General features: G+C 39.5%; 26 protein-coding genes and 1 pseudogene. 20 read left to right on the top strand and 7 right to left on the bottom strand.

Annotated features, from left to right (window positions below):
- Nucleotides 1-62: 62 nt before the first annotated feature.
- The 6 genes from N1I80_RS10170 to N1I80_RS10195 all read left to right on the top strand — a co-directional run bounded on the left by N1I80_RS10170 (nucleotide 63) and on the right by N1I80_RS10195 (nucleotide 5,211).
- A complete protein-coding gene (locus N1I80_RS10170) occupies nucleotides 63-1,517 on the top strand; it encodes an Msr family ABC-F type ribosomal protection protein (RefSeq protein ID WP_340737763.1) in 1,455 nt (484 codons plus the stop codon).
- A 201-nt stretch (nucleotides 1,518-1,718) separates the two neighbouring features.
- The gene (gene dfr / locus N1I80_RS10175) at nucleotides 1,719-2,207 is read left to right on the top strand and encodes a DfrD/DfrG/DfrK family trimethoprim-resistant dihydrofolate reductase (RefSeq protein ID WP_340737764.1); all 489 of its coding nucleotides are present in this window, start codon (nucleotides 1,719-1,721) and stop codon (nucleotides 2,205-2,207) included.
- Between the two features lie 15 nt (nucleotides 2,208-2,222).
- Complete coding sequence (locus tag N1I80_RS10180; protein ID WP_340737765.1) at nucleotides 2,223-2,945, top strand: hypothetical protein; 723 nt, start codon at nucleotides 2,223-2,225, stop codon at nucleotides 2,943-2,945.
- Nucleotides 2,946-3,008: 63 nt separating this feature from the next.
- The gene (locus N1I80_RS10185) at nucleotides 3,009-4,295 is read left to right on the top strand and encodes an MFS transporter (RefSeq protein WP_340737766.1); all 1,287 of its coding nucleotides are present in this window, start codon (nucleotides 3,009-3,011) and stop codon (nucleotides 4,293-4,295) included.
- Between the two features lie 71 nt (nucleotides 4,296-4,366).
- Nucleotides 4,367-4,708: a zinc ribbon domain-containing protein YjdM gene (locus N1I80_RS10190; protein WP_203247708.1), complete on the top strand. Its 342-nt coding sequence runs from the start codon at nucleotides 4,367-4,369 to the stop codon at nucleotides 4,706-4,708.
- 152 nt (nucleotides 4,709-4,860) lie between these two features.
- Entirely contained in the window at nucleotides 4,861-5,211 is a 351-nt protein-coding gene (locus tag N1I80_RS10195; protein ID WP_340737767.1) for a helix-turn-helix domain-containing protein, read from the top strand.
- A 139-nt stretch (nucleotides 5,212-5,350) separates the two neighbouring features.
- Here N1I80_RS10195 and N1I80_RS10200 read toward each other — a convergent pair whose 3' ends face one another.
- Nucleotides 5,351-6,112 carry a YqjF family protein gene (locus N1I80_RS10200; RefSeq protein WP_445683645.1) on the bottom strand — a complete coding sequence of 254 codons (762 nt, stop codon included), beginning with the start codon at nucleotides 6,110-6,112 and terminating at the stop codon, nucleotides 5,351-5,353.
- Nucleotides 6,113-6,359: 247 nt separating this feature from the next.
- Between N1I80_RS10200 and N1I80_RS23360 the strand changes: the two genes are divergently transcribed.
- The 3 genes from N1I80_RS23360 to N1I80_RS10210 all read left to right on the top strand — a co-directional run bounded on the left by N1I80_RS23360 (nucleotide 6,360) and on the right by N1I80_RS10210 (nucleotide 8,169).
- Nucleotides 6,360-6,497 carry a DUF2619 domain-containing protein gene (locus N1I80_RS23360; RefSeq protein WP_445683646.1) on the top strand — a complete coding sequence of 46 codons (138 nt, stop codon included), beginning with the start codon at nucleotides 6,360-6,362 and terminating at the stop codon, nucleotides 6,495-6,497.
- 110 nt (nucleotides 6,498-6,607) lie between these two features.
- On the top strand, nucleotides 6,608-7,795 hold the full coding sequence (locus N1I80_RS10205; RefSeq protein WP_340737768.1) for an RNA-guided endonuclease InsQ/TnpB family protein: 1,188 nt from the start codon (nucleotides 6,608-6,610) through the stop codon (nucleotides 7,793-7,795).
- 173 nt (nucleotides 7,796-7,968) lie between these two features.
- Nucleotides 7,969-8,169: a DUF2619 domain-containing protein gene (locus N1I80_RS10210; RefSeq protein WP_340740019.1), complete on the top strand. Its 201-nt coding sequence runs from the start codon at nucleotides 7,969-7,971 to the stop codon at nucleotides 8,167-8,169.
- Between the two features lie 182 nt (nucleotides 8,170-8,351).
- Here N1I80_RS10210 and N1I80_RS10215 read toward each other — a convergent pair whose 3' ends face one another.
- Both N1I80_RS10215 and N1I80_RS10220 read right to left on the bottom strand, forming a co-directional pair.
- On the bottom strand, nucleotides 8,352-8,732 hold the full coding sequence (locus tag N1I80_RS10215) for a histidine phosphatase family protein (protein ID WP_340737769.1): 381 nt from the start codon (nucleotides 8,730-8,732) through the stop codon (nucleotides 8,352-8,354).
- Nucleotides 8,674-8,982, bottom strand: a complete 309-nt coding sequence (locus tag N1I80_RS10220; protein WP_340737770.1) for a histidine phosphatase family protein — start codon at nucleotides 8,980-8,982, stop codon at nucleotides 8,674-8,676. The genes N1I80_RS10215 and N1I80_RS10220 overlap by 59 nt, the downstream gene beginning before the upstream one ends.
- Nucleotides 8,983-9,272: 290 nt before the next feature.
- On the opposite strand from N1I80_RS10220, the pseudogene N1I80_RS10225 reads away from it, so the two are divergent.
- The 3 genes and pseudogenes from N1I80_RS10225 to N1I80_RS10235 all read left to right on the top strand — a co-directional run bounded on the left by N1I80_RS10225 (nucleotide 9,273) and on the right by N1I80_RS10235 (nucleotide 11,893).
- Nucleotides 9,273-9,767, top strand: a pseudogene (locus tag N1I80_RS10225) (GrpB family protein).
- 105 nt (nucleotides 9,768-9,872) lie between these two features.
- A complete protein-coding gene (locus tag N1I80_RS10230; protein WP_340737771.1) occupies nucleotides 9,873-10,679 on the top strand; it encodes an aminoglycoside adenylyltransferase domain-containing protein in 807 nt (268 codons plus the stop codon).
- Nucleotides 10,680-10,939: 260 nt separating this feature from the next.
- On the top strand, nucleotides 10,940-11,893 hold the full coding sequence (locus tag N1I80_RS10235) for a pyridoxal-phosphate dependent enzyme (protein WP_340737772.1): 954 nt from the start codon (nucleotides 10,940-10,942) through the stop codon (nucleotides 11,891-11,893).
- Between the two features lie 84 nt (nucleotides 11,894-11,977).
- On the opposite strand, the gene N1I80_RS10240 is transcribed toward N1I80_RS10235, so the two are convergent.
- Nucleotides 11,978-12,532, bottom strand: a complete 555-nt coding sequence (locus N1I80_RS10240; protein ID WP_340737773.1) for a helix-turn-helix domain-containing protein — start codon at nucleotides 12,530-12,532, stop codon at nucleotides 11,978-11,980.
- Between the two features lie 114 nt (nucleotides 12,533-12,646).
- On the opposite strand from N1I80_RS10240, the gene N1I80_RS10245 reads away from it, so the two are divergent.
- Complete coding sequence (locus N1I80_RS10245) at nucleotides 12,647-13,228, top strand: LysE family transporter (protein ID WP_340737774.1); 582 nt, start codon at nucleotides 12,647-12,649, stop codon at nucleotides 13,226-13,228.
- A gap of 73 nt (nucleotides 13,229-13,301) precedes the next feature.
- Here the strand turns inward: N1I80_RS10245 and N1I80_RS10250 are convergent, their stop codons facing one another.
- Nucleotides 13,302-13,964, bottom strand: coding sequence for a ribonuclease H family protein (locus N1I80_RS10250; protein WP_340737775.1), 663 nt, complete (start codon nucleotides 13,962-13,964; stop codon nucleotides 13,302-13,304).
- A gap of 245 nt (nucleotides 13,965-14,209) precedes the next feature.
- On the opposite strand from N1I80_RS10250, the gene N1I80_RS10255 reads away from it, so the two are divergent.
- From N1I80_RS10255 to N1I80_RS10285, 7 genes are all read left to right on the top strand, one after another.
- A complete protein-coding gene (locus N1I80_RS10255) occupies nucleotides 14,210-14,854 on the top strand; it encodes an FMN-dependent NADH-azoreductase (protein WP_340737776.1) in 645 nt (214 codons plus the stop codon).
- Nucleotides 14,855-15,080: 226 nt separating this feature from the next.
- Nucleotides 15,081-15,560, top strand: coding sequence for an RrF2 family transcriptional regulator (locus tag N1I80_RS10260; RefSeq protein ID WP_340737777.1), 480 nt, complete (start codon nucleotides 15,081-15,083; stop codon nucleotides 15,558-15,560).
- A 20-nt stretch (nucleotides 15,561-15,580) separates the two neighbouring features.
- Nucleotides 15,581-16,528, top strand: a complete 948-nt coding sequence (locus N1I80_RS10265) for an LLM class oxidoreductase (protein ID WP_340737778.1) — start codon at nucleotides 15,581-15,583, stop codon at nucleotides 16,526-16,528.
- A 16-nt stretch (nucleotides 16,529-16,544) separates the two neighbouring features.
- A complete protein-coding gene (locus tag N1I80_RS10270; protein ID WP_340737779.1) occupies nucleotides 16,545-16,766 on the top strand; it encodes a DUF896 domain-containing protein in 222 nt (73 codons plus the stop codon).
- The gene (locus tag N1I80_RS10275; RefSeq protein ID WP_340737780.1) at nucleotides 16,763-17,755 is read left to right on the top strand and encodes an MsnO8 family LLM class oxidoreductase; all 993 of its coding nucleotides are present in this window, start codon (nucleotides 16,763-16,765) and stop codon (nucleotides 17,753-17,755) included. The genes N1I80_RS10270 and N1I80_RS10275 overlap by 4 nt, the downstream gene beginning before the upstream one ends.
- 20 nt (nucleotides 17,756-17,775) lie before the next feature.
- A complete protein-coding gene (gene hslO, locus N1I80_RS10280) occupies nucleotides 17,776-18,657 on the top strand; it encodes an Hsp33 family molecular chaperone HslO (protein ID WP_340737781.1) in 882 nt (293 codons plus the stop codon).
- 159 nt (nucleotides 18,658-18,816) lie between these two features.
- Entirely contained in the window at nucleotides 18,817-19,968 is a 1,152-nt protein-coding gene (locus tag N1I80_RS10285; protein WP_340737782.1) for an MFS transporter, read from the top strand.
- Nucleotides 19,969-20,047: 79 nt separating this feature from the next.
- On the opposite strand, the gene glnA is transcribed toward N1I80_RS10285, so the two are convergent.
- Complete coding sequence (gene glnA / locus N1I80_RS10290; protein WP_340737783.1) at nucleotides 20,048-21,382, bottom strand: type I glutamate--ammonia ligase; 1,335 nt, start codon at nucleotides 21,380-21,382, stop codon at nucleotides 20,048-20,050.
- 162 nt (nucleotides 21,383-21,544) lie between these two features.
- On the bottom strand, nucleotides 21,545-22,705 hold the full coding sequence (locus N1I80_RS10295; protein ID WP_340740020.1) for an RNA-guided endonuclease InsQ/TnpB family protein: 1,161 nt from the start codon (nucleotides 22,703-22,705) through the stop codon (nucleotides 21,545-21,547).
- Between the last annotated feature and the right edge of the window lie 105 nt (nucleotides 22,706-22,810).

Here is a 22,810-nt window from a genome sequence, read left to right on the forward strand (position 1 = left end):
GTAAAAAGCTCGTATCGATCCTAGCTATCGATACGAAATTACAAATTTCGGAGGTAGCGAATATGGAACAAATTTGTTTTGAATTAGAAAATGTTGAAATGACTTATTTAGATAAAGTGATTGTAAAGATTGAACGATTAGCTGTTCATCAATTTGACCGTATCGGCATTGTTGGAAAAAATGGTGCGGGGAAAAGTACATTGTTAAAAGTCATTGCTGACAGTATTCAACCAACCAGTGGAAAAGTGAAGCGTCATGTGGAGTGTGGTTATTTTGAGCAACTGGAACCACCAACTGTTGCCAAGGCAGATGCCGCGTTACTTGGAAGATTAGCAGTTCCGCAAGAATCCGAGCAGTTAAGTGGTGGCGAGCAAACAAGGCTGAAGCTTGCCCAGTTGTTTACGCATTATTACGAAGCGTTATTAATCGATGAGCCTACAACTCACTTGGACCAAGAAGGCATTTCATTTTTACTTGATGAATTAAAATATTACTTCGGAGCACTTGTGTTAATTAGTCATGATCGGGCTGTTTTAGATGCACTTGTCACAACCATTTGGGAAGTAAGTGACGGTGAAGTGTATGTTTACACAGGAAATTACAGCGAATACCTTGAACAGAAGCAGCTAGAGCGTGAACAACAACGTCAGGCACATGAACAATTCATGAAGGAAAAGAGTCGCCTTGAAAAAGCAGCACTAGAAAAAATGAAAAAGGCTGAAAAAATCACTCAAGCGGGAAATATGTCGAAAAAAGAATCGAAGGCAATGGCCAATCGTATGATTGAAACGAAATCAAAAGGTACGAGTCAAAAAGCGGTGCATCGTGCAGCAAAAGCGATTGAACAACGAATGGAAAAACTGCAGGAAGTCGAAGCTGTACAAGAAGAAAAGCCCATCGTCTTCCGTCAATCGAAAGCATTGGAATTACACAACAAGTTTCCCATTATGGCAGACCAGCTAACCCTTCAAATTGAAGATAATGTACTAGTAGACGAAGTGAGTTTCCAACTGCCACTTGGCAAAAAAATCGCGATTACGGGGGCAAATGGTGTCGGTAAAAGTACATTGCTTCAGCATATTGCAAATGGTGGTGCAGGTTTAACCATTTCACCGAAAGCAAAAATTGGTTATTTCCATCAAATGAGCTACCAATTTCCGACGGATGAAACAGTGCTACAATTCGTGAGAAACCGTTCAGACTATGATGAAGGATTGTTACGCAGTGTGTTACATGCCATGCAATTTGTCGGTACAGATATCCAGAAAGATATGAAGTCACTAAGTGGTGGGGAAGCAATCCGCTTACAGCTATGTCAGCTATTCTTGGGGAATTATAACATTTTATTGTTGGATGAGCCGACCAATTTTTTAGATATCCATGCGCTTGAAGCATTGGAGAGATTTATGGCTGCATATGAAGGGACGGTTGTATTTGTTTCCCATGATCAAGTATTCATCAATCATGTGGCAGACTTGCAGTATCATATTCATGCAAAAAAATTAAATCAAGTATGATAGTAAGCCGTCGAGACAACCTCGGCGGCTTTTAAAGATGAATCAGGCATTTGAATCTGGTGTTCAGTTTCTAAAATTTACAGGTTTTGATGAAAAAATATGATTACCGAACAGTAAAGAATTTGATTGGCAGTAATACACTCAATCAATGAGAGTAGAGATGGATTATATGCTAATATGAATAAAAAGGCTGTGTTCAATATGAAAATATCATTAATTGCGGCGATGGATAGCAATCGAGTCATTGGGAAAGCGAATGATATCCCATGGAGAATTCCAAAGGATTGGGAATTTGTTAAAAAGATTACAATGGGACATTCTATTGTATTGGGCAGGAAGAATCTTGAGTCAATTGGTAGGGCTTTGCCGAATCGAAGGAATATTGTTTTGACAAGAGATAAGAGTTTTACTTTTGATGGTTGTGAAATGGCTTATTCAATCGAGGATGTATTCAGGTTATGTGAAGACGATGAAGAGCTATTTATTTTTGGTGGGGAACAGATTTACACGATGTTTTTGCCTTATGTTGAGAAAATCTATATGACAAAAATTCATCATGAATTTGAAGGAGATACATTTTTTCCAGAAGTTCAATTCGATGAATGGAATGAAATCGCTATGGAAAAAGGAGTTAGGGATGAAGAAAATCCATATGATTACGATTTTTGTGTTTTTGAAAGAAAAAAATGAAAGGGATAAAATTTGATGAAGAAGAGAATTATTTTGTTTTTATTGGGAATTATTTTGTTTATAAGTGCTCTTCCTTTAAGTATCAAAATGATAATGGAGTACTTCCATACACAACAAATGCATAGCCGCTATAAAATAGAAGTTATTAGCAACCGCTACCCTCCTCCCGCACAAAAATTTACCGTTTTGAGCCACAGCGTGGAAATTGACGAAACAATTATTGAGGAAGGAAATTATACTGACCGTTGGAATTATGATATCGCTATTGCAAATTTAACTATTAAGATAGATGGCGAGACACTTGCCACATTAGAAAATTATCCAATAAGAGCGAAAAATGAAGGCATACAAAAATATCACGGAAATATCTCATTTATTGGTTTATTTGATAAAAAAGAAGAAGAAAGAAAATTATTTGTAGTATTGAGAAATACAAAAGATGAGATTACAAACGAAAATGGAGTAAACATTATAAGTTCACCTCCATTGGAGGAAATAAAATATACAATACACACAATAGATGAAGAAGGACATATAGAAAGTGCCACCTTTAGTCAAAATAAGCGAAGTGCCATACAAACCCTTGTGCTAAATAATAGCGGTACTTCACCAATGGCAGTGGGATATTATACAGATACTTGGCATATGTATCCATCTGTTTTCTTCCAATTTTCAACGTTCTTTCTCGGTATAATACTAATAATCTTCTATTTTCCTATCAGAAAGGTAAAAGAGTAGCATACTATTTTATTAAATTTTTTATTCAATTAATGCTAGAGTCTAAAGGAGTGTGAATAAGGAATGAAGCAACAAAATGCTACTGAAATAGAGCACTATCTCCATTCAACTGAAGCCCAACAAAAGTTGTATAAGCGTTCACTCATTGTGGTCATCATGTCACAGATTTTCGGGGGTGCAGGGCTTGCCGCAGGGATTACAGTCGGCGCGCTCCTTGCGAAGGACATGTTAGGGAGTGCGAGTTATGCAGGACTGCCGACTGCGTTATTTACACTTGGTTCAGCGTTAGCTGCTTTTTTAGTAGGGCGGATTTCGCAGCGCTTTGGTCGTCGATATGGGCTTTCTTTTGGGTTTATCACCGGGGGAATAGGGGCCCTTGCAGTTGTGCTTGCTGCGACGATTGACAATGTCTTGTTATTATTTTTAGCGTTATTTGTGTATGGCGCGGGTACTTCGACGAATTTACAAGCACGGTATGCTGGAACTGATTTAGCAAGTGAGAAACAACGGGCAACAGCTATTAGTATCGCGCTAGTTTCGACGACATTGGGAGCGGTGGCAGGACCGAATTTAGTCACACCAATGGGGAAATTCGCAATGACACTTGGCATACCAGCTTTAGCAGGTCCATTTATCTTAGCGGCAGCTGCTTATCTGATTGCAGGTCTAATTTTTTTAATATACTTACGCCCTGATCCATTTTTAGTGGCAAGAGCAATTGCGACAGAGAAGGACAAACAAAGGCTAGACAAGGTGAACGATGGACATCAGGTGTTACAAAGTAAGCTGAATCGTGTCGGTGTTGTCGTTGGGGCACTCGTTCTTATTCTCTCACATGCGGTGATGGTTGGAATTATGACGATGACACCTGTTCAAATGCAAAATCATGGTGCGCAATTGAGTGCAGTTGGTCTCGTCATTGGTCTCCATATTGCCGCCATGTATTTGCCGTCGCTGGTGACAGGCATATTGGTCGATAAAATCGGTCGTACGTTTATGGTCATTGCTTCGGGCGTTACATTAGCTACGGCAGGTGTTGTTGCAGCCTTAGCACCGGGTGGTTCTCTATTTTGGCTAGCCTTTGCACTCATATTGCTTGGACTTGGGTGGAACTTTGGTTTAATTAGCGGGACTGCTATTATTATTGATTCGACAGATATGAAAACACGTGCGAAAACACAAGGAACTGTTGATGTATGGGTGGCATTATCTGGGACAGCAGGTGGCTTATTATCGGGGCTCATCGTTGCGTATTCAAGCTATGCGATTTTAGGCTTTGTTGGCATGTATTTAGCTTTATTGCTAATACCTCTTATGATATGGGTTCGTGTGAAGCAGAAGCGTAGCTAAGCTAGTGTGCTTCAAGAAATGGCACGTCTTTTATGTTATAATGTACACGAATGAATGGAGGAATTGAAATTATGTCAAATTTACCAAATTGCCCAAAGTGTAATTCAGAGTATACATACGAGGATGGCAACCTTTTTGTGTGTCCAGAATGTGCGCATGAGTGGACGTTAGAATCGGCAGCAGAAGAGGTAGAAGAGAAAAAGGTCTATAAAGATGCCAATGGCAATATTTTAAACGATGGTGATTCTGTAACGGTTATCAAGGATCTGAAAGTAAAAGGCAGCTCAAATGTCGTAAAGGCGGGTACAAAAGTGAAGAGTATTCGTTTGATTGATGGCGACCATGATATTGATTGTAAAATCGATGGCTTTGGTGCTATGCAGTTGAAGACGGAGTTTGTTAAAAAGCTGTAAATGAAAAAGGAATAGCCTGTGCCGAAGTTGAAGGAGTTAACTTTGGTGCAGGCTTATTTTTATCTTTCCTAATTAATGAAAAAATCTGTTATTATGCTAATGGTATCTATTTATTTGCTATATTAAACTAGCGAACTATGGGAGGAAACAGTATGAAGAACAATCTAATCGCATTATCTATTTTTAGTTTAGCATTTGCTGTTGTGTTGGGAAGTTGGCTAATAGCAGAAGGAATACGTGAAAATGCAGTAAGTGGTAAAGAATTAGTGATCACGACTACACCACCAAAAGAGATTGCACAAGCACATATGTTTACAATGACGGAGTTGGCTAGCTACTTAGGTTTGAGTGAAGCAGATGTTGAAAAATTGGGACCTGTACCAACTGGGGATGGTATAACAAATAGTATACTTCCTTATTTGAGAATAGGGGATACAATCTACTATCCAAAAGAAGCGGTAGATCGATGGTTGCGAGAAATGGAGATTGATATTGCTTATTGATTTGTGTGCGTAAGGGTAGGATATATTTTAGGTGAAGGGCTGTTCTATACGTCGTAGGAAATTCGGCGTATGGAACAGCCCTATTTTAAATTCGTGAAATGATTACTTGTTGCTGAAAATGTCTTCGTAAAACGCTTAATCAATCTAAAGCACGAACCAAAGGCCACATACGAACCTCTATCTTTTTTGAAAAGTGTAAGATAGGCTGGTCACTTTCAATCTGAATGCCTTGCTTAGACAGCATCGTGTTCTCGCTAAATTCAGCCTCCGCGTGCTGCAGTAGCCAGGGGGGATGCAGAATATCGCAGCGAAGAGGCACACCTTTAGTGTTTAGCGTATATAAGCAATAGCGCTCGGCCATCCATTCATTGAAAGACCCTTTAGTTGCGTGAAATGGCTCTGAAATTGGTCTATAACTACACACCAATTTGGCATCATTACTACTTCTTCTCCTGCTCTTATAATCAATTATTGACCCATTCTGTTTCACCATCATGTCAGCATTCACATAGGGCAAGTGATAGAACAGTTTGGCCACCTCGGCAGCAAGCCGGTTGTCAGCGTCCAGACTAAAGAAATAAACTCCAGGTTTGCCATCGAGTGTTACATACGTCCGAACGTTGAGCTCAGGAAATCGGTTAGTTCCAGGAATAGGGGGTAGGCCACGCAGTCGAATGTCCGTTATATGAAACGGAATTACACCAATCCAGCCCATGCCGTTAAATGAATCCAAGGGCAGAGCATCAGGCACGAGCGTTTGTAAGACTTTGAGTTTGATGGGGTAATGAGCAAACAAAAGATCGTTCCAAGTCTGCTTCATAGTCCACGGTAAATGTGGCAAAGGCCATAGGCGATGACTGTCGTTCCAGTGGGCTTTTTTCGATTTCATGTGTTCATCCATAGCTAGTCAACCTCTTTCTTCCATTGAATATTTCAACTATCAGACATGATGCTTGCTCAGAAGTAGAGTCATTTGGATTGCTACTAATTATAATTTAAATATTTCATTAACTCAAATTGGGAGAATAATACTCTGTACGCAAGCCATTTATAATAAATTTGGAAAATCTCACATACACTATGGGAACTGTTTAGAAAGGACAATTTACTAGTAATAAAAGAACATCAAGGGGAGGACGTCGGTTTTATTGGTTGAAAAAGCTCTTTTTATCATAATTATATTGAGGATTTTTTCAGGAAGTGTAGATATCACCGCCGCCATGCTGATGTATAAATTTAACCTCTCAAGGCATTCATCTCCTTCCTCAACGCAAAGCAAAGCGTAGGTAGGAGATGAATGCTTTCACTTGATACAAATTCATATAGAACATCCGTTTCAATCTATGGTATAATTGGTTGTAAGAATAATCAGTTACACGGGGTTGGGGGGATGAATATGATTCGTTGTCTTAAAACATCTTTTCGGGCGAATAAGGAAACGATTGACCGATTATTTCAGTGTAATCAAGTTTCTGGGGAAGTATGGAATCGCTGTTTGGAACTCGCGAAAGAGCACCATCTGAAAACGGGTAAATGGGTCACAAAAAGTGAATTGCAAAAAAGTACAAAAGGGATCTATCCGATTCATTCCCAATCAGTACAAGCTGTTTGCCATAAATATTTATTTGCCCGGGATGCGGCACATCAAGCCAAAAAAGCAGGTTATGCAACTAAATATCCCTATAAACAGAAAAAGCATTTCAATACAAAATGGGTGAACAATGGTTTCAAGGTGTTTGGGAACGGCAAAATCGAATTATCCATGGGTAATTTTGAGGGAAAAAGACAGGCTCCTCTTGTTGTTTGGGTGAAAAATTTTCCAGTAGGCCAAATTAAAGAAATTGAATTAATTTTCGATAAGCAGCTTATGTTATCCATCGCTTACGAAAACGGTCAAACAGTCAAAGAACATACCTTTGAAAATCGAGCAGCTATCGATGTTGGCGAAGTGCATACTATTGCGGCAGTGGCTGAAAATGGTGAAAATGTCATCCTGACTGGTCGTAAACTCCGCTCGATTCATCGACTGCGCAATAAAAAACTTGCTGAACTACAACGGAAAATGAGCAAGTGTACAAAAGGCTCTCAGCAGTGGAAAAAGTATAACCGAGCGAAACAATATGTGTTAACTAAAAGTGAAAGACAGCTCCAAGATGGGCTTCATAAAACCACAAAACAATTTGTTGACTGGTGCGTTGAAAATGAAGTGAAAGAAGTGGCATTTGGTGATGTAGATGGCGTGCAACGCAATACTTCTCGCCGTAAAAAGAAAAAGGTTCGGCGTCGAACGACGAACCAAAAACTATCGAATTGGTCTTTCGGTAAAGTATACGCCTATTTGACGTACAAACTAGAAGTAGAAAGTGTTAAAATTGATAAACACGATGAAAGTTTTACTACGCAGCAATGTCCTTGCTGTACGAAGAGACGCAAAATATCTTCGAGATTGTACAAATGCCCATGCGGCTACTCCAACCATCGTGACATTCACGGGGCAGCCAATTTCTTCGCCAAAACATTTTATGGGAAAATTAGAGAACTGGATTTCAGTTTGAAACAAACAAAGTATCTACGGATTGCCTAATGGTAAGAAGTAGTAGATGGTCAGTTCCGACCCTGCTTATCTCTAGATAAGTTGTTGCCTACCGTAGTTGACGAAAGTGATTCCTGTGATTCATTACAAAAGAGAAGTGTCACCCACTTTTCTTGTTGGAACGCTGTTGCCGATGTTGTAGGAAACCCCCACTCCAAAAACGAATCGTTTTAAGTGGCGGGAGGTTCATCGATTTAGAAAAGGCCCTTTATATCAATACGCTACTAGCATTAGTAGGTCCTGTTGTTTTAATTATTACGACAGGGGTAGCATTATTTGGCCTTGCTGAAAAGATTTCATTGGCTAGAATGATTTGTCTGTTTGCAGGAATCATACTGATTCTTTTTAGTCTGAAAGCTAAATGAGGACTTGCTGGCGTTACAAAAAAATTATCTGTTAACATAACCCGTTCAGCTGAGTGGTACTAATTACAAAAAAGGACGAAATAGACTGCCAATTCGTATGTGAATTAGCGGTCTTTAAAATGCCGGCCATCAATGTTTACATACAACTCGTACTTTGTTTAACAACCAAATTGACACATACATTAGCTTAATAAATCAAAATGGGATGTATCATTAAATTTATTTACAACATTTTGCTGAAAACTATTTTGACTAAGAACTGTAATACCCCCTACTGACGAGGAAAAGTATGCATTAACTATCATTTTTGCCTCGAATTTCATCCACCAAGCAAGTATGTAACCCAAAGTTCCTCCATGTGTGACAATCAACAGGTTTTTATCCTTTTCTGACTCATATACCCTTTGCATACAATCGCAAACCCGACTATAAAATTCTCGCCAGCTCTCACCATCTTGAAATTCCTGATAATCTAAATCAAATCCACTTCTGATTCGAGGATTTTTATTTGTTTTTACCCAGTCCTTTGTTTTTCCTGCTGCAACGCCAGTATTTAATTTCACGTAGTCCTTTATCTTGAATGACATTTAAACCTAATTGTGTTCCAACTATCTCTGCTGTTTGTGATGCTCTCAATAAGTCAGATGAATACAAGGTATAAACGTTATTATCTATAAGTTCTTTTAATTTACCGCCTACAATTTCTGCTTGTTTTCTACCTACTTCAGTTAAAGGAGAATCTGTCCATCCACCTGACATATTATTTATATGATGTTCTGATTGACAATGCTGTAACAAGATAATGTTACTCATTCCATTTACCCTCCCTCAAGATATTTTTACTGCCTAGTATTTCAGTCGCCCATACCATTTTGAGGATCGTCTATTATCTCTTAACAAATAATCTGAGTCAGGAACTAGATGCTGTACTCTTTTATATTTAATGTTTTGTACTACTCAACCAAACCTATTACTGTTAACTATTTATCTCAATTTTTCCTGCAATTAGTATAACACAGACAATTTATAAATATAAGTCTATTTAAAAGTCCAGTTTTCAGTAATAATAACATATATATTGTTCATTTGAAGGGGTTGATATGATGATTTTAGGGTTGAAGAGAGGGGAAATAAAATTAGTTGAATCACAAGAGGGATGGATCGATGAATTTAAGAAAACGCAAAAAGAAATCCATAAGGCAACTGGTATAGACATGGATTGTATTGAGCATATAGGTAGTACATCCATCAATGGTATTAAAGCAAAACCGATGATTGGCTTTGCCGTTGGAGTAGAAGATATAACAAATGTTCCTGCTGGCATTATTTAAAGCTTGCAAGAGATTAGTTTTTATCGTCTTCGTGTAGTGCTGGAAGACGAAATCGTGATAGCTAGATTCGATAATGCCGAGACATTTGACATCAAAACGCATATTATTCATTTGGTAAATTACAAAGGAGAAAAGTGGAACAATCTAATTTTATTCCGAGATAAGCTTAATTCATCCGAAAAGTTAAGGCGAGAATATGAAGAATTAAAAATGAGTTTTATACTTAATGAGGCTGGGGATATGAACGATTATACACATTATAAATAGAACTTTATATTAAATGTATTGAAGACGAATCACTGAACTACCCTTAAGTTTACGATATGGAGATATAGTTTATGTAAGACATCAGAAGTAGTGGGGGAGAATTTAATGCTTGAACTACCAGTTAATGTGAAAATCGTATTAGACGAATATATTACCTTGTTCCATGCGCTTTTACCAAATACGCTTGAAGGCTTCTATTTACAAGGCTCTATTGCATTGGATGCTTATGTGGAAGATTCAAGTGATATTGATTTTATTGCCATTATCAATCGTCGTTTGTCAGAAGGAGAGGCCGAGATATTAGCTGAAATCCATAGCGCAATAGTAAGTACTTATCCAAGGCCGGAGATGGATGGCGTCTATATGATGTGGGCGGACATTGGTAAATTAGAAGCGGATGATAACAATTATCTTTACTATAATGGCGGTCAATTGAGTTACGGTGCTTATTTTAACGCCATTACGTGGTGGATATTGAAAAAGCATGGGATTAGCATGATTGGTCCACAACCAACTGTGCTCAATTTTGAAATCGAACCACAGCATCTGGTTGAATATGTAGTGGAAAATATGAAGACGTACTGGGCAGGCCGGATTGAAAAAATCGAACAAGCTATGGAGAACATGCTTCAATTTACAACCGAGGAAATTGATGTTGAAATCGAATGGTCCGTTCTTGGCATTTTACGCCAATACTATACGCTAAAGGAGCACGCTATCATTTCAAAACTGGGTGCTGGTGAATACGCTTTGCTGCATATACCGGCGGAATGGCATCCTATTATACAGGAAGCGATAGATATTCGGAAAGGTGTGAAGAGAGATAGTTTCGCTTCTGATGAGCAGCGAATGGATAAGACTGTCCGATTCTTAAAATATGTGATAGGTTATTGTAATAGTGACTTGGTTTAAGAAAACAGGTCTTAATTCTCCTGATTTCGTTGATTTATATTAATTGGATTATTGAACTAAAGGTAGGGATATATTTGTATAAACTTAACGAACGTATAAATACTATGGTATGTATTAAATGCTCAACCCATTATGAAGTGAATGATTATTTTATAGGATGTCCATCTTGTTTTGATAAAGGAGAGCCGACGAGCATTTCATTTAAATATCAGGATTTTAAGATAGAACAAAATGAAGTCGGTTTGAAGAGGTACGTCAATATGCTGCCGTACAAAGACTTTCCAACAATTGGCGAAGGTAATACACCGATGATTCAAGTGAAAAATTTATGTGAAGAACTGGGTCTTAAAAATCTTTGGATTAAAAATGAAGGCCAAAATCCTACTGGGTCGCATAAAGACCGAATGAGTCCATTGATTATCGCGCGGGCAAAATCAATTGGAATGGAATCTGTTGCTGTGGCATCCAGTGGAAATGCGGGGGCTTCAATAGCTGCTTATGCTGCAGCAGGAGATGTTGAATGCATTGTCCTTACGACAGAGAGCATGAATCCTATCTGGAAGCAGGCTATTGAAAAAACAGGGGCCACAATTGTCTATACGAAAGAAGCGATGAAACGTTGGGAATTAATGAAGGGAAATGTTGAAAATGGAATATGGTATCCAGCGACCAATTTTATCAATCCTCCTGTTGGATCAAATCCATTTGGCGTTCAAGGATATAAGACAATCGCTTATGAAATTATAGAAGACTCTGAAGAAATCCCGAATATTATTATTGTACCCTGTTCAAGGGGAGATCTATTATGGGGGATTTGGGAAGGTTTTAAAGAAGTATTCGATGCTGGAATGATCCACTCGTTACCGAGATTGATTGCAGTCGAACCGTTTCCAAGATTAAAAAAGGTGCTTGAGGGACAACCATACGTCGATTCTTTTATCGGAGATTCTACATATACTCCTTCTGTAGGAGGGATAACTGTTACATATCAAGCTCTTAAGGCGATTCAGGAATCAAACGGAGAAGTAGTAGTTATTCCGAGCCATCAAGCAGAGACTGAGCAAAAACATTTGGGGAAACACGGTATTTATGCTGAACGTTCATCTTCATTAGTAGTAGGTGCATTAAAGTATTTAATCAAAAAACAAGCAATTCAGGAAGAGGATAAAATTTTGCTGCTAATTTCTTCTAACGGATACAAGGAGTTGTTCTAACTTCAATATCCATTGCTAATAACTGTATTATTAAAAGAGGCCATCCAAAAGTCGATGATTTGCGACTTAGGGAATGGCCCTTTTTTAGTTTGGATAATACAAAACCATACTCAACCGTGTCATGATGTCCCCGGAATTCTCATAACTATGGGGCCTATCAGCCTTGAAGCGAATGGAATCACCACTTCTCACGGTATATTCTTCATCATTGACGCGAATCGTTAGCTCTCCGTCAAAAATCGTTAACAACTCCTCAGTTCCTGCCATATGCGCATCCGCGCTTAGAAATCCACCTGGATCAATCTCCACTGAATAGATCTCAAAACGTTTGCTATCTTCGAATGGGAAATGTGGATAGACCCGATATTTTCCATCATCTTCGGATAAGACTTGAATGTTACTTTTGGACACAACAATTGTATCTGGCTGCGGCTGATTGATGAGTACAGTGAAAGAAATCTTCAGTCCATTGGCTATTTTCCAGATGGTTGTAATCGTTGGCGCTGATTCGCCACGCTCGATTTGACCAATCATCGTTTTGCTAACTCCCGTTAGTTCGGCCACCTTTTCAAGACTTAACTTTTTACTTTCTCTTAGCATTTTTAAATTTTTTGCGATTACAAGATGAATTTCCTGCATGCAGACACCTCAATTTCTTCTGTACAATATAACGTCTGAATTGTACAATAAAAAGAAAACGTTATATCGTCTAATTTAGACAGTATAACATATCGGATAGGGGGAAGGTCTATTATGCCAGTGGTCTCATTTTTGGTATATGTGTTTGTGATGAGTTTTACACCAGGTCCGAATAATATTATGGCGATGTTATTTGCGAATCAGTATGGATTTAAGAAGACACTTCGTTTCTGTCTAGGTGTAGGTGCGGGTTTCTTTGTTATCATGATTTTATCAAGCTATTTTAACCTTGTGCTTCATAATGTCATTCCTAAGATTGAATTGCCGATGATGATGTTAGGCGCAGGTTATATGCTGTATCTGGCTTACAAAATACTAACGAGTACTGCCGGTGGTAATGGGAATGATGGAGGCAAATATAATAGCTTTTTGGCTGGGATGCTACTGCAATTTGTCAATCCGAAGGGTGTTTTATATGGCATTACGGTCGTTGCGACGTTCATTCTTCCATACTATAGCTCACATAGTAGTTTACTACTGCTGTCGTTATTTTTAGGTTTCGTCGGTATTCTGAGTACTGGTAGTTGGAGCCTTTTTGGTTCTATCTTTCAAAAGTTCTTAGCGAAATATAGGCAGCAATTTAATGTCGTGATGGCGTTGTTATTGGTCTATAGTGCTGTGTCAATTTTTATCTGAATTCAACCCCCGGCTGAATCCAGATAAAGCCGGAGGACGCAATTACGTCCAGGCATAATTGATCTAATGGGAACTAATCCGCTACGATTTCACTCGTTGCTGTAATAGAAATATCGTGCAGAGCTTGTGTCGCTAATCGATCTGCTTCTGCGTTTCTTTTTCGTCCCACTAGTTCGTATGTTGCTTGGATAGTGAGGTCTTTTAGTTTTGCTTCAATTCGGTCTGCCCACCTCGATAGATTATTTTCAAGTGTCGGCCATTCCTCGCTTAATTGGTTGATAACGACCTGTGAATCGCCAATAAATCGGACGGGCAGATGATGGACATTCAACAGCTCAAGCTCCTGTAGACAGAGATATAGGGCTGCATATTCAGCTTCGTTATTAGATGTAAGTTCGACAGAAGGAGCATTGCGCCGTAGTCTGTAAGACTTGCCGTTCTGGTCATAGTAAATGACGCAGCCCATTCCCGATTTCTTCGTCTCACGGTCGAAGCCACCGTCGAAATAGACTGTAATGTTATGTGGCTCCGTTTCAATTTCTTTCAAATACTTTCTCATCTCTTTAACTGTCCATATCGTGTCGAGTTGATCTGTAAATAGAATACTTTTGATACGTCCGGTTCGTTCGATATCTTCCGCAAATAGCAAAGCCTTCGCTGCTGGCATTTCTTCAGAGCGAAAAATAGTTTCAGTACCCCTCGGTGTTTTGTAAGTCCATTCAATTAGAACACGCATCACAAATCCTCCTCGTATATTAGTAGTAAGTCTACGAATTTAACTTCATTCTCTCTCTATAAATTATATCCAATGTTAGCTGATTCTAAAACAATCTGGATTCTGCTAACTGTTAAAAGATGCAGTTAAAAAGTTACGGAAAATTAAATGTTTGATTTCAAGCTATTGACTATGCTAGAATCATTTCTTATGAGCCAGAGTAAACAAGTGGACTCAAAGATAAAACATTTGGAGGAATACAAGTAATGAATATTTTAGTCGTAAAAGCAAATAACCGCCCAGCTTCAGAGGCAATCTCAAGCAAAATGTATGAAACATTTATGGAAAATATCAAGGATGCAAAAGATCTTAATATTACAACGTTTGACGTATTCTCAGAAGACATGCCTTATTTCGGACAAGACTTGTTCAACGCATTTGGCAAAATGCAAAACGGTGAACAACTATCTGACCTTGAGCAACGTCTTGTTGCAGCTAAACAAAAAGCGATGGACGCTTTAACAGCTGCTGATGTAGTTGTTTTCGCATTCCCATTGTGGAACTTAACAATTCCAGCACCATTACAAACATTTGTTGACTATGTATATCAAGCAGGATATGCATTTAAATATAGCGAAGAAGGTCAAATGATTAGCTTAATGACAGAGAAAAAAGCAATCCTTCTTAATGCACGTGGTGGGGTATACTCAACACCTGAAATGGCACCGATGGAAATGTCAGCTACATATATGCGTAATGTATTTGGCGGCGTATTCGGTATGTCTGTTGAAGAGGTCATCATTGAAGGACATAATGCAATGCCAGATCAAGCAGAACAAATCGTTGCACAAGGCCTTGAAAAAGTAGCTGAAGTTGCAAAAGCATTGGCTGCTCAACCAGCTACTGTATAAGACACAAGTAAATAAGTTCAGTCAATCCCTTCGTGAAGTTTTAGCGAGGGGATTTTTGTATGTATTAAAGAATCAGAGTGGAGGAATTTGCTGACTGCGAATAAATAAGACAAAACGTTTTACTTTTAGATTTCGACAAGTTAAACTAACGTGGATAATGAATATCCGAGTTAGTTGAGAATGAGAAGTGTCAAAAAACATCTTTTTAAAAAAGGGGCTAGGTATCATGCAGATGAAAACCGGTGTTGAACAATCTGTCTACGCCATTCTGATTCTGAATATGTTGCCAGATCGAGCGGTATTGCCAGGAGAAGCAATAAGCCAACAGTTGGGAACCTCACCGACTTACTTTCAAAAACTATTGAGAAAGCTAGTAAGTGCAGACCTAATTACCTCTGTTGCAGGCGTCAAGGGCGGTTTTAAATTAAAGAAAAAACCTGAAGAGATTCGAGTGTACGATGTTTATCTTGCCATAGAAGGTCAACAATCCCTTTATTCTCCAAGTGGTATCTTCGATGACATGCTTGAACTGGAAAAAGAAGAAGAATGCTGTTTGTTGACCGATTTAATGGATGAAGCTGAATCGACTTGGAAAACGGTTTTGAAGCGTGAAACAATGGCATCGCTATCTGCTGAAACAAGGAATCGTTTTCCTGAAAAAGTGGAAGGCTTAAAGGAATGGGTAAAAGAAAGAATGGTTTTATAAGAAAATAGGAGAATCACTATATGGACAAATTTCAATTACATCATGGTTTTGCACAAACATTTAAAGACAATATATTAACACTTGGGCTAGCCTTTCCTTTGGAGTCGTATGAAGGAAGCTTCCCGAGGATGGATTTGGATGAGCAAATGTTACTGGCGAAAAATGCGGAAAGTTTAGGATTCGCCTCTCTGTTTGTTAGAGATTCCCCGCTTTATGATTCGAATTTTGGTGATGTTGGAGCTCTATACGACCCATGGGTGTTTCTTACTTACGTAGCAGCACATACGGACCGAATTGCACTTGGTACTTCGAGTATTGTGACGACATTACGCCACCCGCTACACGTGGCCAAGTCAGCTGCCTCACTGGACACAATATCTAAACAGCGATTGTTGTTAGGTGTTGCAACTGGTGACAGGCCTATTGAATTCCCAGTATTTAAAGTGGATGTTAACGAAAAAGCAGCGTTATTTAGAGAGTCCATAGTGGTAATGAAAAAAGTCTGGCAAGAATCATTTCCGCAAATTCAGACAGAGCACGTTGACATGCTACAAGGTGATGTCGTTCCAAAACCAATGTTATCGGACATTCCGATTTTTGGTACAGGGTATTCTGGCCAAACGATTGAATGGCTAGCGAAGCATACAGATGGTTGGTTATTTTATTCCCAAGGGGTCAAGGAACAGCGTGAACTTGTGAAAAAATGGCGAGAGGCAGCTGGTGGATTCAAACCATTTGCGCAAGCTTTGGCAATCGACTTATCAGAGAATCCAAATGAAGCACCTAAACCGATAACGGGTGGGTTTAGATCGGGTTATAAGTTTTTAATTGATTATTTACATGCTTACCAGGATGCTGGCGTTAATCACGTCATTTTTGGTTTGAAAAACGGTATGCGCCCGGCAACAGAAGTAATTCAAGAATTAGGAGAATATGTGGTACCTCATTTTCCTACAAATACACGATGAAAGAAGTGGCATATAGATGATAAAAGGTCTAGATCGCATTAATGAATTAGCGAAAAAACAGCGAGAAGAAGGTTTAACAAATGCTGAAATGGTTGAACAAACAGTGTTACAACAAGATTACTTACGTGAAATTCGCGGACAGGTACTCAATACCGTGTCTGGCATAACTGTACTGGACCCACTTGGTAATGACGTGACACCTGACAAAGTACAGCAGGAGAGGAAGTTAACGCTATGAGGTTAAGTGTTCTGGATCAGGCACCGGTAACAAAGGGCAATAATGCAGTGGGTGCTTTGAAAAAAGCAGAAGAGCTAGCTATTTTGACAGATGAATTAGGCTACCGACGAATGTGGATGGCGGAGCATCATGGAACAGATACCTTCGCAAGTTCAGCTCCTGAGGTGACAGCGGCGCATCTAGCCGCCAGAACGAAACAAATTCATATCGGTACTGGTGGCACAATGATGATGCATTATTCACCACTAAAACTGGCTGAAGTATTTAAAACACTGAGCGCCTTTTCACCAGGTAGAATTGATTTTGGTGTAGGTCGAGCGCCAGGCGGGGATAATGATTCCATCTATGCTCTATCCGAAGGGCGTCCTCCGATGGTCAACAATATGTATGAAAAATTCGATATAGCTCTGCAATTGATCAATGATGAAGTACCAGACAATCGTCTTTACAATAAAACAATCGCAACACCATCCCACGTTGTTTTACCTGAAGCCTGGTTATTAGGTTCGAGTGGAAATAGTGCCATTCAAGCAGGACGTATGGGCGTTGGTTATTCTTTTGCACAATTTTTTAATGGCCAGCTATCCGAATCAATTTTGGAGGCTTATAAGAAGAACTTTCAGCCTTCAGCATTTATGGAGAAACCAGAAATCAATGTTTCTTATATGGTGACAACGGCCGAAACAACAGAAGAAGCTGAGTTTGAGGCAGCGCCACAAGATATTTGGCGTTTACTGTTTATGAAAGGCAAAGTCGGGCAAGTTTTGACGCCTGAAGAAGCCCGTGATTATCCGCTGACGGAAATGGATCGCATGATGATTCAAGATAGCCGTAAAATCCACTTAGTGGGATCTGCAAAAGAAATTGCAGCGCGATTACAACAAGAGCAACAACAATATGGATTTGACGAAGCAATGATTTGCAGCATTCCTCATTCACAAGAGAAACGTTTGAATGTCTATCGCTTATTAGCACAGGAATTGCTTTAGGAAAGAGAGGAAGTATGGAAATGAAGGATTATTTAGTAAAAGCAACTGCTTATAACAATCAGGTGCGTGCCTATGCGGCAATCACAACAGAAACTGTCGGAGAAGCGGAGCGTCGCCATCAAACTTGGCCAACTGCATCCGCGGCGCTTGGGCGTTCAATGACAGCCGGCGTAATACTAGGCGCTATGCTGAAGGGCGAGGAAAAACTATCGATAAAAATTGCTGGTGGTGGTCCAATCGGAACGATTTTAGTCGATGCAAACACTAAAGGAGAAGTGAGGGGCTATGTGACAAATCCTCAAACTCATTTTGATTTAAATGATCAAGGTAAACTAGATGTGAAAAGAGCCGTTGGAACAGATGGCATGCTGACAGTATCGAAGGATATTGGCTTACAACAGCCTTTTGTTGGATATGTTCCTCTTGTATCAGGTGAGTTAGGCGAGGATTTCACAGCGTATATTGTGAACTCGGAGCAAGTGCCCTCCTCTGTAGGAGTAGGTGTTTTAGTCAATCCGGACCAAACGATTCAAGCGGCGGGTGGCTTTATCATTCAACTAATGCCTGGAACAGATGATAAGACCATCCAACTGATTGAAGAACGTTTGAAAGACATCACGCCTATTTCTTCAATGGTGGAGCAGGGAATGACGCCTGAACAAATACTCGAACAAGTATTAGGGGCTGGAAATGTGAAGTTTCTAGAGACAATTCCCGTTCAGTTTCAATGCCAGTGCTCTGAGGAGAGGATTACCAATGCCATTATTAGTTTAGGTGGCGCCGAGATTCAAGACATGATTCAGACGGACGGGCAAGCCGACGCAAACTGTCATTTTTGTAATGAAAACTACCATTTCTCTAAACAAGATTTGGAAGTATTATTGGAATCGGCAATTTCATAAAGTTTATGTTGTTCATACCATTAAAAGTCATCTTTTCAATTATAGAAAAGATGGCTTTTTTGTTGATGTAAATTAGCTAATGGATAGGCAGATTGATGAATATCTCATAGTAATGTCTGTATATGCATGCTATGATGCAACAAATAGGGGGAATGGAAATTGAACAATCAACGTTGGCTTTCACGGAATTTCTTGGTGTTTTTTTTAACCTGGGGAGTATTTTTGCCCTATTGGACAGGATGGCTTGTGCAGGCAAAAGGATTAAGTGTGGCAGAAGCTAGTCTAATCATGGGATTTGGCTTATTGGCGCGTGGTGCGTCGACGCTGTTTGCCTTCCCATTTGTATCTAAATATTGGAGTAGCCAAACGGTTATTCTTGTTTTGACAGTTTGTTCACTTGTGGCGACGCTGCTTTATATTCCTATTTCGTCATTTAATACGCTTTTCGTTGTAACCATTCTATTTAGTGCTGTTTATCCGGCTTTACTTCCTGCTGTCGAAAGCACGGCGAGTGCATTGGTACAGCAAGGTGATGTGAATTACGGGAAAAGTCGTTCTTATGGTTCACTAGGCTTTGTTATTTCAGTGCTTATCGTGAGTGTCGTAACGGGTTATTTTGGAGAACAGGCGATTTTATGGAGTATGATAGCAGGACTTTGTTTCATACTATTCATCCACTTTTTACCGACACCAGCTGTACTGTTAGTGAAGCCGACAATTGGAGAACGTAAAGAGTCACTAACGATGCGTAGCTTATGGCAAGTTAAAAGCTTTCCAATCGTATTGCTTGTCGTTGTGTTACTGCAAGGTGCACATGCATCTTATTATAATTATGGTTATATTTATTTGCAGAATTTACATATCAAGAACTATTATATTGGGCTGATTATTAATATTGCAATTATTTTTGAAATTCTTTACTTTGCGAAGGCTGATCACCTGTTTAAGAAATGGAAGCCCTCGTCGCTATTATTGCTAGCGGCAGCGGGATCGACTCTACGTTGGATACTTGTGTATTTGTTCCCAAATGTGTGGATGTTTATGTTCTCGCAAAGCTTGCATGCACTATCGTTTGGAGTTGCACATTATGCATTTATTCTTTATATAACTAAAAATTTACCCAAGCAACAAATTCCAAATGCGCAAGGCGTTTATTCAGCTTTTGCATTGAGTTTGAGCACTGCTATTTTAACGTTAGTAGGGGGATTTTTATACGAAATTTCTCCGGGGCTTGCGTTTTTAGGGATGATTGTGTGTACAGTGCCAGCGATATTGCTAATTGTGGTGACAAGAAAGCATTATGATTATTAATGAATACTCTATTGAATAAAACGTAAGAAGCTAGGTTCTGCATAATCTGAGAACCTAGCTTCTTTCATTTCATTTTTCATTAATACATCTTCATATAATGTTCAACTTCCCACGGGTGTACAGTAATTCGATAACTTTCCCATTCCACTTTCTTTTCTTCCATAAAGTTTTCAAAGATGTGTTTGCCAAGTGCCTCTTGAATGACGTCATCTTTGCTGAGTGCGATGAGTGCGTGGTCAAGATCCGTTGGCAAAGTTCCGATGCCGAGTTCTTTTAGCTCGGAAGGCTTCATCTCGTAAATATTGCGGTCAATCGGTTTTGGTGGTGTTAGTTTACGTTTGATGCCGTCTAGTCCTGCTTTTAGGATTGCGGCCATTGCAAGATAAGGATTCGCAGCGGAGTCAACGGAACGAACTTCAATACGTGTGCTAATCCCCCGAGATGCTGGAATCCGAATGAGTGGGCTACGGTTTTGAGCGGACCAAGCGATATAGCAGGGTGCCTCGTAGCCCGGGACGAGCCGTTTGTATGAGTTAACGGTCGGATTTGTCACAGCTGTAAAACCAGGAACATGTTCGAGAATACCAGCCATGAATTGATAAGCGGTTTGACTCAGCTTCAGTTCACCTGCTTCGTCAACAAAAGCATTTTCACCATCTGTAAACAGGGATACATTGCAATGCATACCTGAGCCATTGACACCGAAAATTGGTTTAGGCATGAATGTTGCGTGCAAGCCGTGTTTACGTGCAATGGTTTTGACGACGAGTTTAAACGTTTGGATGTTGTCACAGGCCGTGAGAACGTCTGCGTATTTAAAGTCAATTTCATGCTGTCCAGGTGCGCACTCATGATGAGAGGCTTCAACCTCAAAGCCCATTTCCTCGAGCTCCAGGACGATATCACGTCGACAGTTTTCTCCGAGATCCATCGGTGATAGATCGAAATAACCGCCGTTGTCGTTCAATTCCATTGTAGGTTGCTTATTGTCATCGAGCTTGAACAGGAAGAATTCTGGTTCTGGTCCGAGATTGAAGTCTGTGAACCCAAGCTCCTTCATTTCCTTCAATACACGTTTTAAATTACCACGAGGATCACCTGCAAATGGTAATCCGTTGGCAAGTGAGACATCACAGATGAGCCGTGCAACTTTTCCTTTTCCCGAAGGCCAAGGGAATACCATCCATGTATTCAGATCTGGTATGAGGTACATATCTGATTCTTCAATTCGAACAAATCCTTCGATAGAAGAGCCGTCAAACATCATTTTATTATCTAGTGCCTTTTCGAGCTGGCTAATGGGAATCTCTACGTTTTTTATCATTCCTAAAATATCCGTAAATTGTAGGCGAACAAAATTTACATTGTCGTCCTCTACAAATTTCCGAATGTCTTCTTTGGTGTAATTCCTCATCATGCCACTCTGCTACTAAAAAACATAGAAAAATGTATTAATTTCTCTACGCTAGACAATTTCCTGCTTCTTCGTACCCTACCTTGCCACTTGCCCGCTACTACAGTTGGTTTAGCACTCCACAGGCGTAAATTCGGATGTAGCCCACCCTACGTATACACGTTATCGTTGTGTGATAACCGTGTATTCTTTTGCGTATTTCAAATTTAAACTGGCATTCACATCTCGGTCAAGAACCGTATCGCAATTGTCACAGGCAAATGTCCGTTCAGAAAGACTTAGTGTTGTCTTTTTGACACCACAAGTTGAACAAAGCTTGGAGGATGGATACCACATATCCACCAATCGAAGTTCGATACCCTTCTCGAGACATTTATCTGTTAACATTTCTCGAAAAGCAGAAAAACATTGCTGTGCAACCGCTTTAGATAAGTGCCGATTTTTCATCATGCCTTTGACATTTAAATCTTCAATCGTAAGATACGTTGGTTTGGTTTTCACCAACACACTCACCACATACCGAATATATTCTTGTCGGATGTTCGCTAGTCTAGCGTGCAGCTTTTGAACAACTAGGAGTTGTTTCTGCCTGTTTTTAGCGCAGAATTCACCTCTCTTTCGGTTTTTATTTTGTTCGTAACTGCGACTCAGTTTCCGCTGTTGTCGCTTCAAGCTTTTTTCTAATTTAATAACTGGCTGGGTTTTGTTAATGTTATCGAATTGAACATGATGACTACAAACCGCGAAAGTACCGATTCCTAAGTCAACGCCAATCCCATCATGTTCTGGGACATAGGTTTCTTTCACTTCTTCAACTTCACATAAAACAGAAATAAAATAACGACCCGCTTTTTGTGACAATGTGCAACTAGTAACATTTGCATCCGTTGGAATATAACCAAATTCCTTCAAAAGAACCCAGCCGATCGTCGGAACTTTAATACGATGACGTTCCACTGTCAAATCAGTTACATTGTTTTTCGGAAAATAAGCTTTTACATCTTGATTTCTCTTCTTTTTAAACCGTGGAGATTTAGCCAATCCTTTAAAGAAGTTCCGAAAAGCCTTATCACCGTTCATTATGGCTTGCTTCACAGCTTTACTGGGGACATCTTTAATCCATTGATCGGTTTCTTTTGTATGGATATTGTTCAGCCATTTTGAAAAGTCATAACCAGACAGATGTTTCTTTGTTTCCTTGTAATGCTTCTGTGCAGTTTCCAAGTAAAGGTTGTAGACATATCGACAAACCCCGATTGTTTGATTCACTTTTTGTTGTTGGGTAGCGGTGAAGAGAACTTCCGTTTTATATGCTTTTTTCAAAATAAGCATCCCCTTTACTTTTTTCGCTTCCAATCGCAGTTTCCACTTCATTAACAACCTTTACCCGATTTAATGCACAGATAACCGTTAAAAAACTTCGAAGCT

Origin of the sequence: Sporosarcina sp. FSL K6-3457 (genome assembly GCF_038007285.1) — a bacterium.
In the GTDB taxonomy this organism is placed as follows: domain Bacteria; phylum Bacillota; class Bacilli; order Bacillales_A; family Planococcaceae; genus Sporosarcina.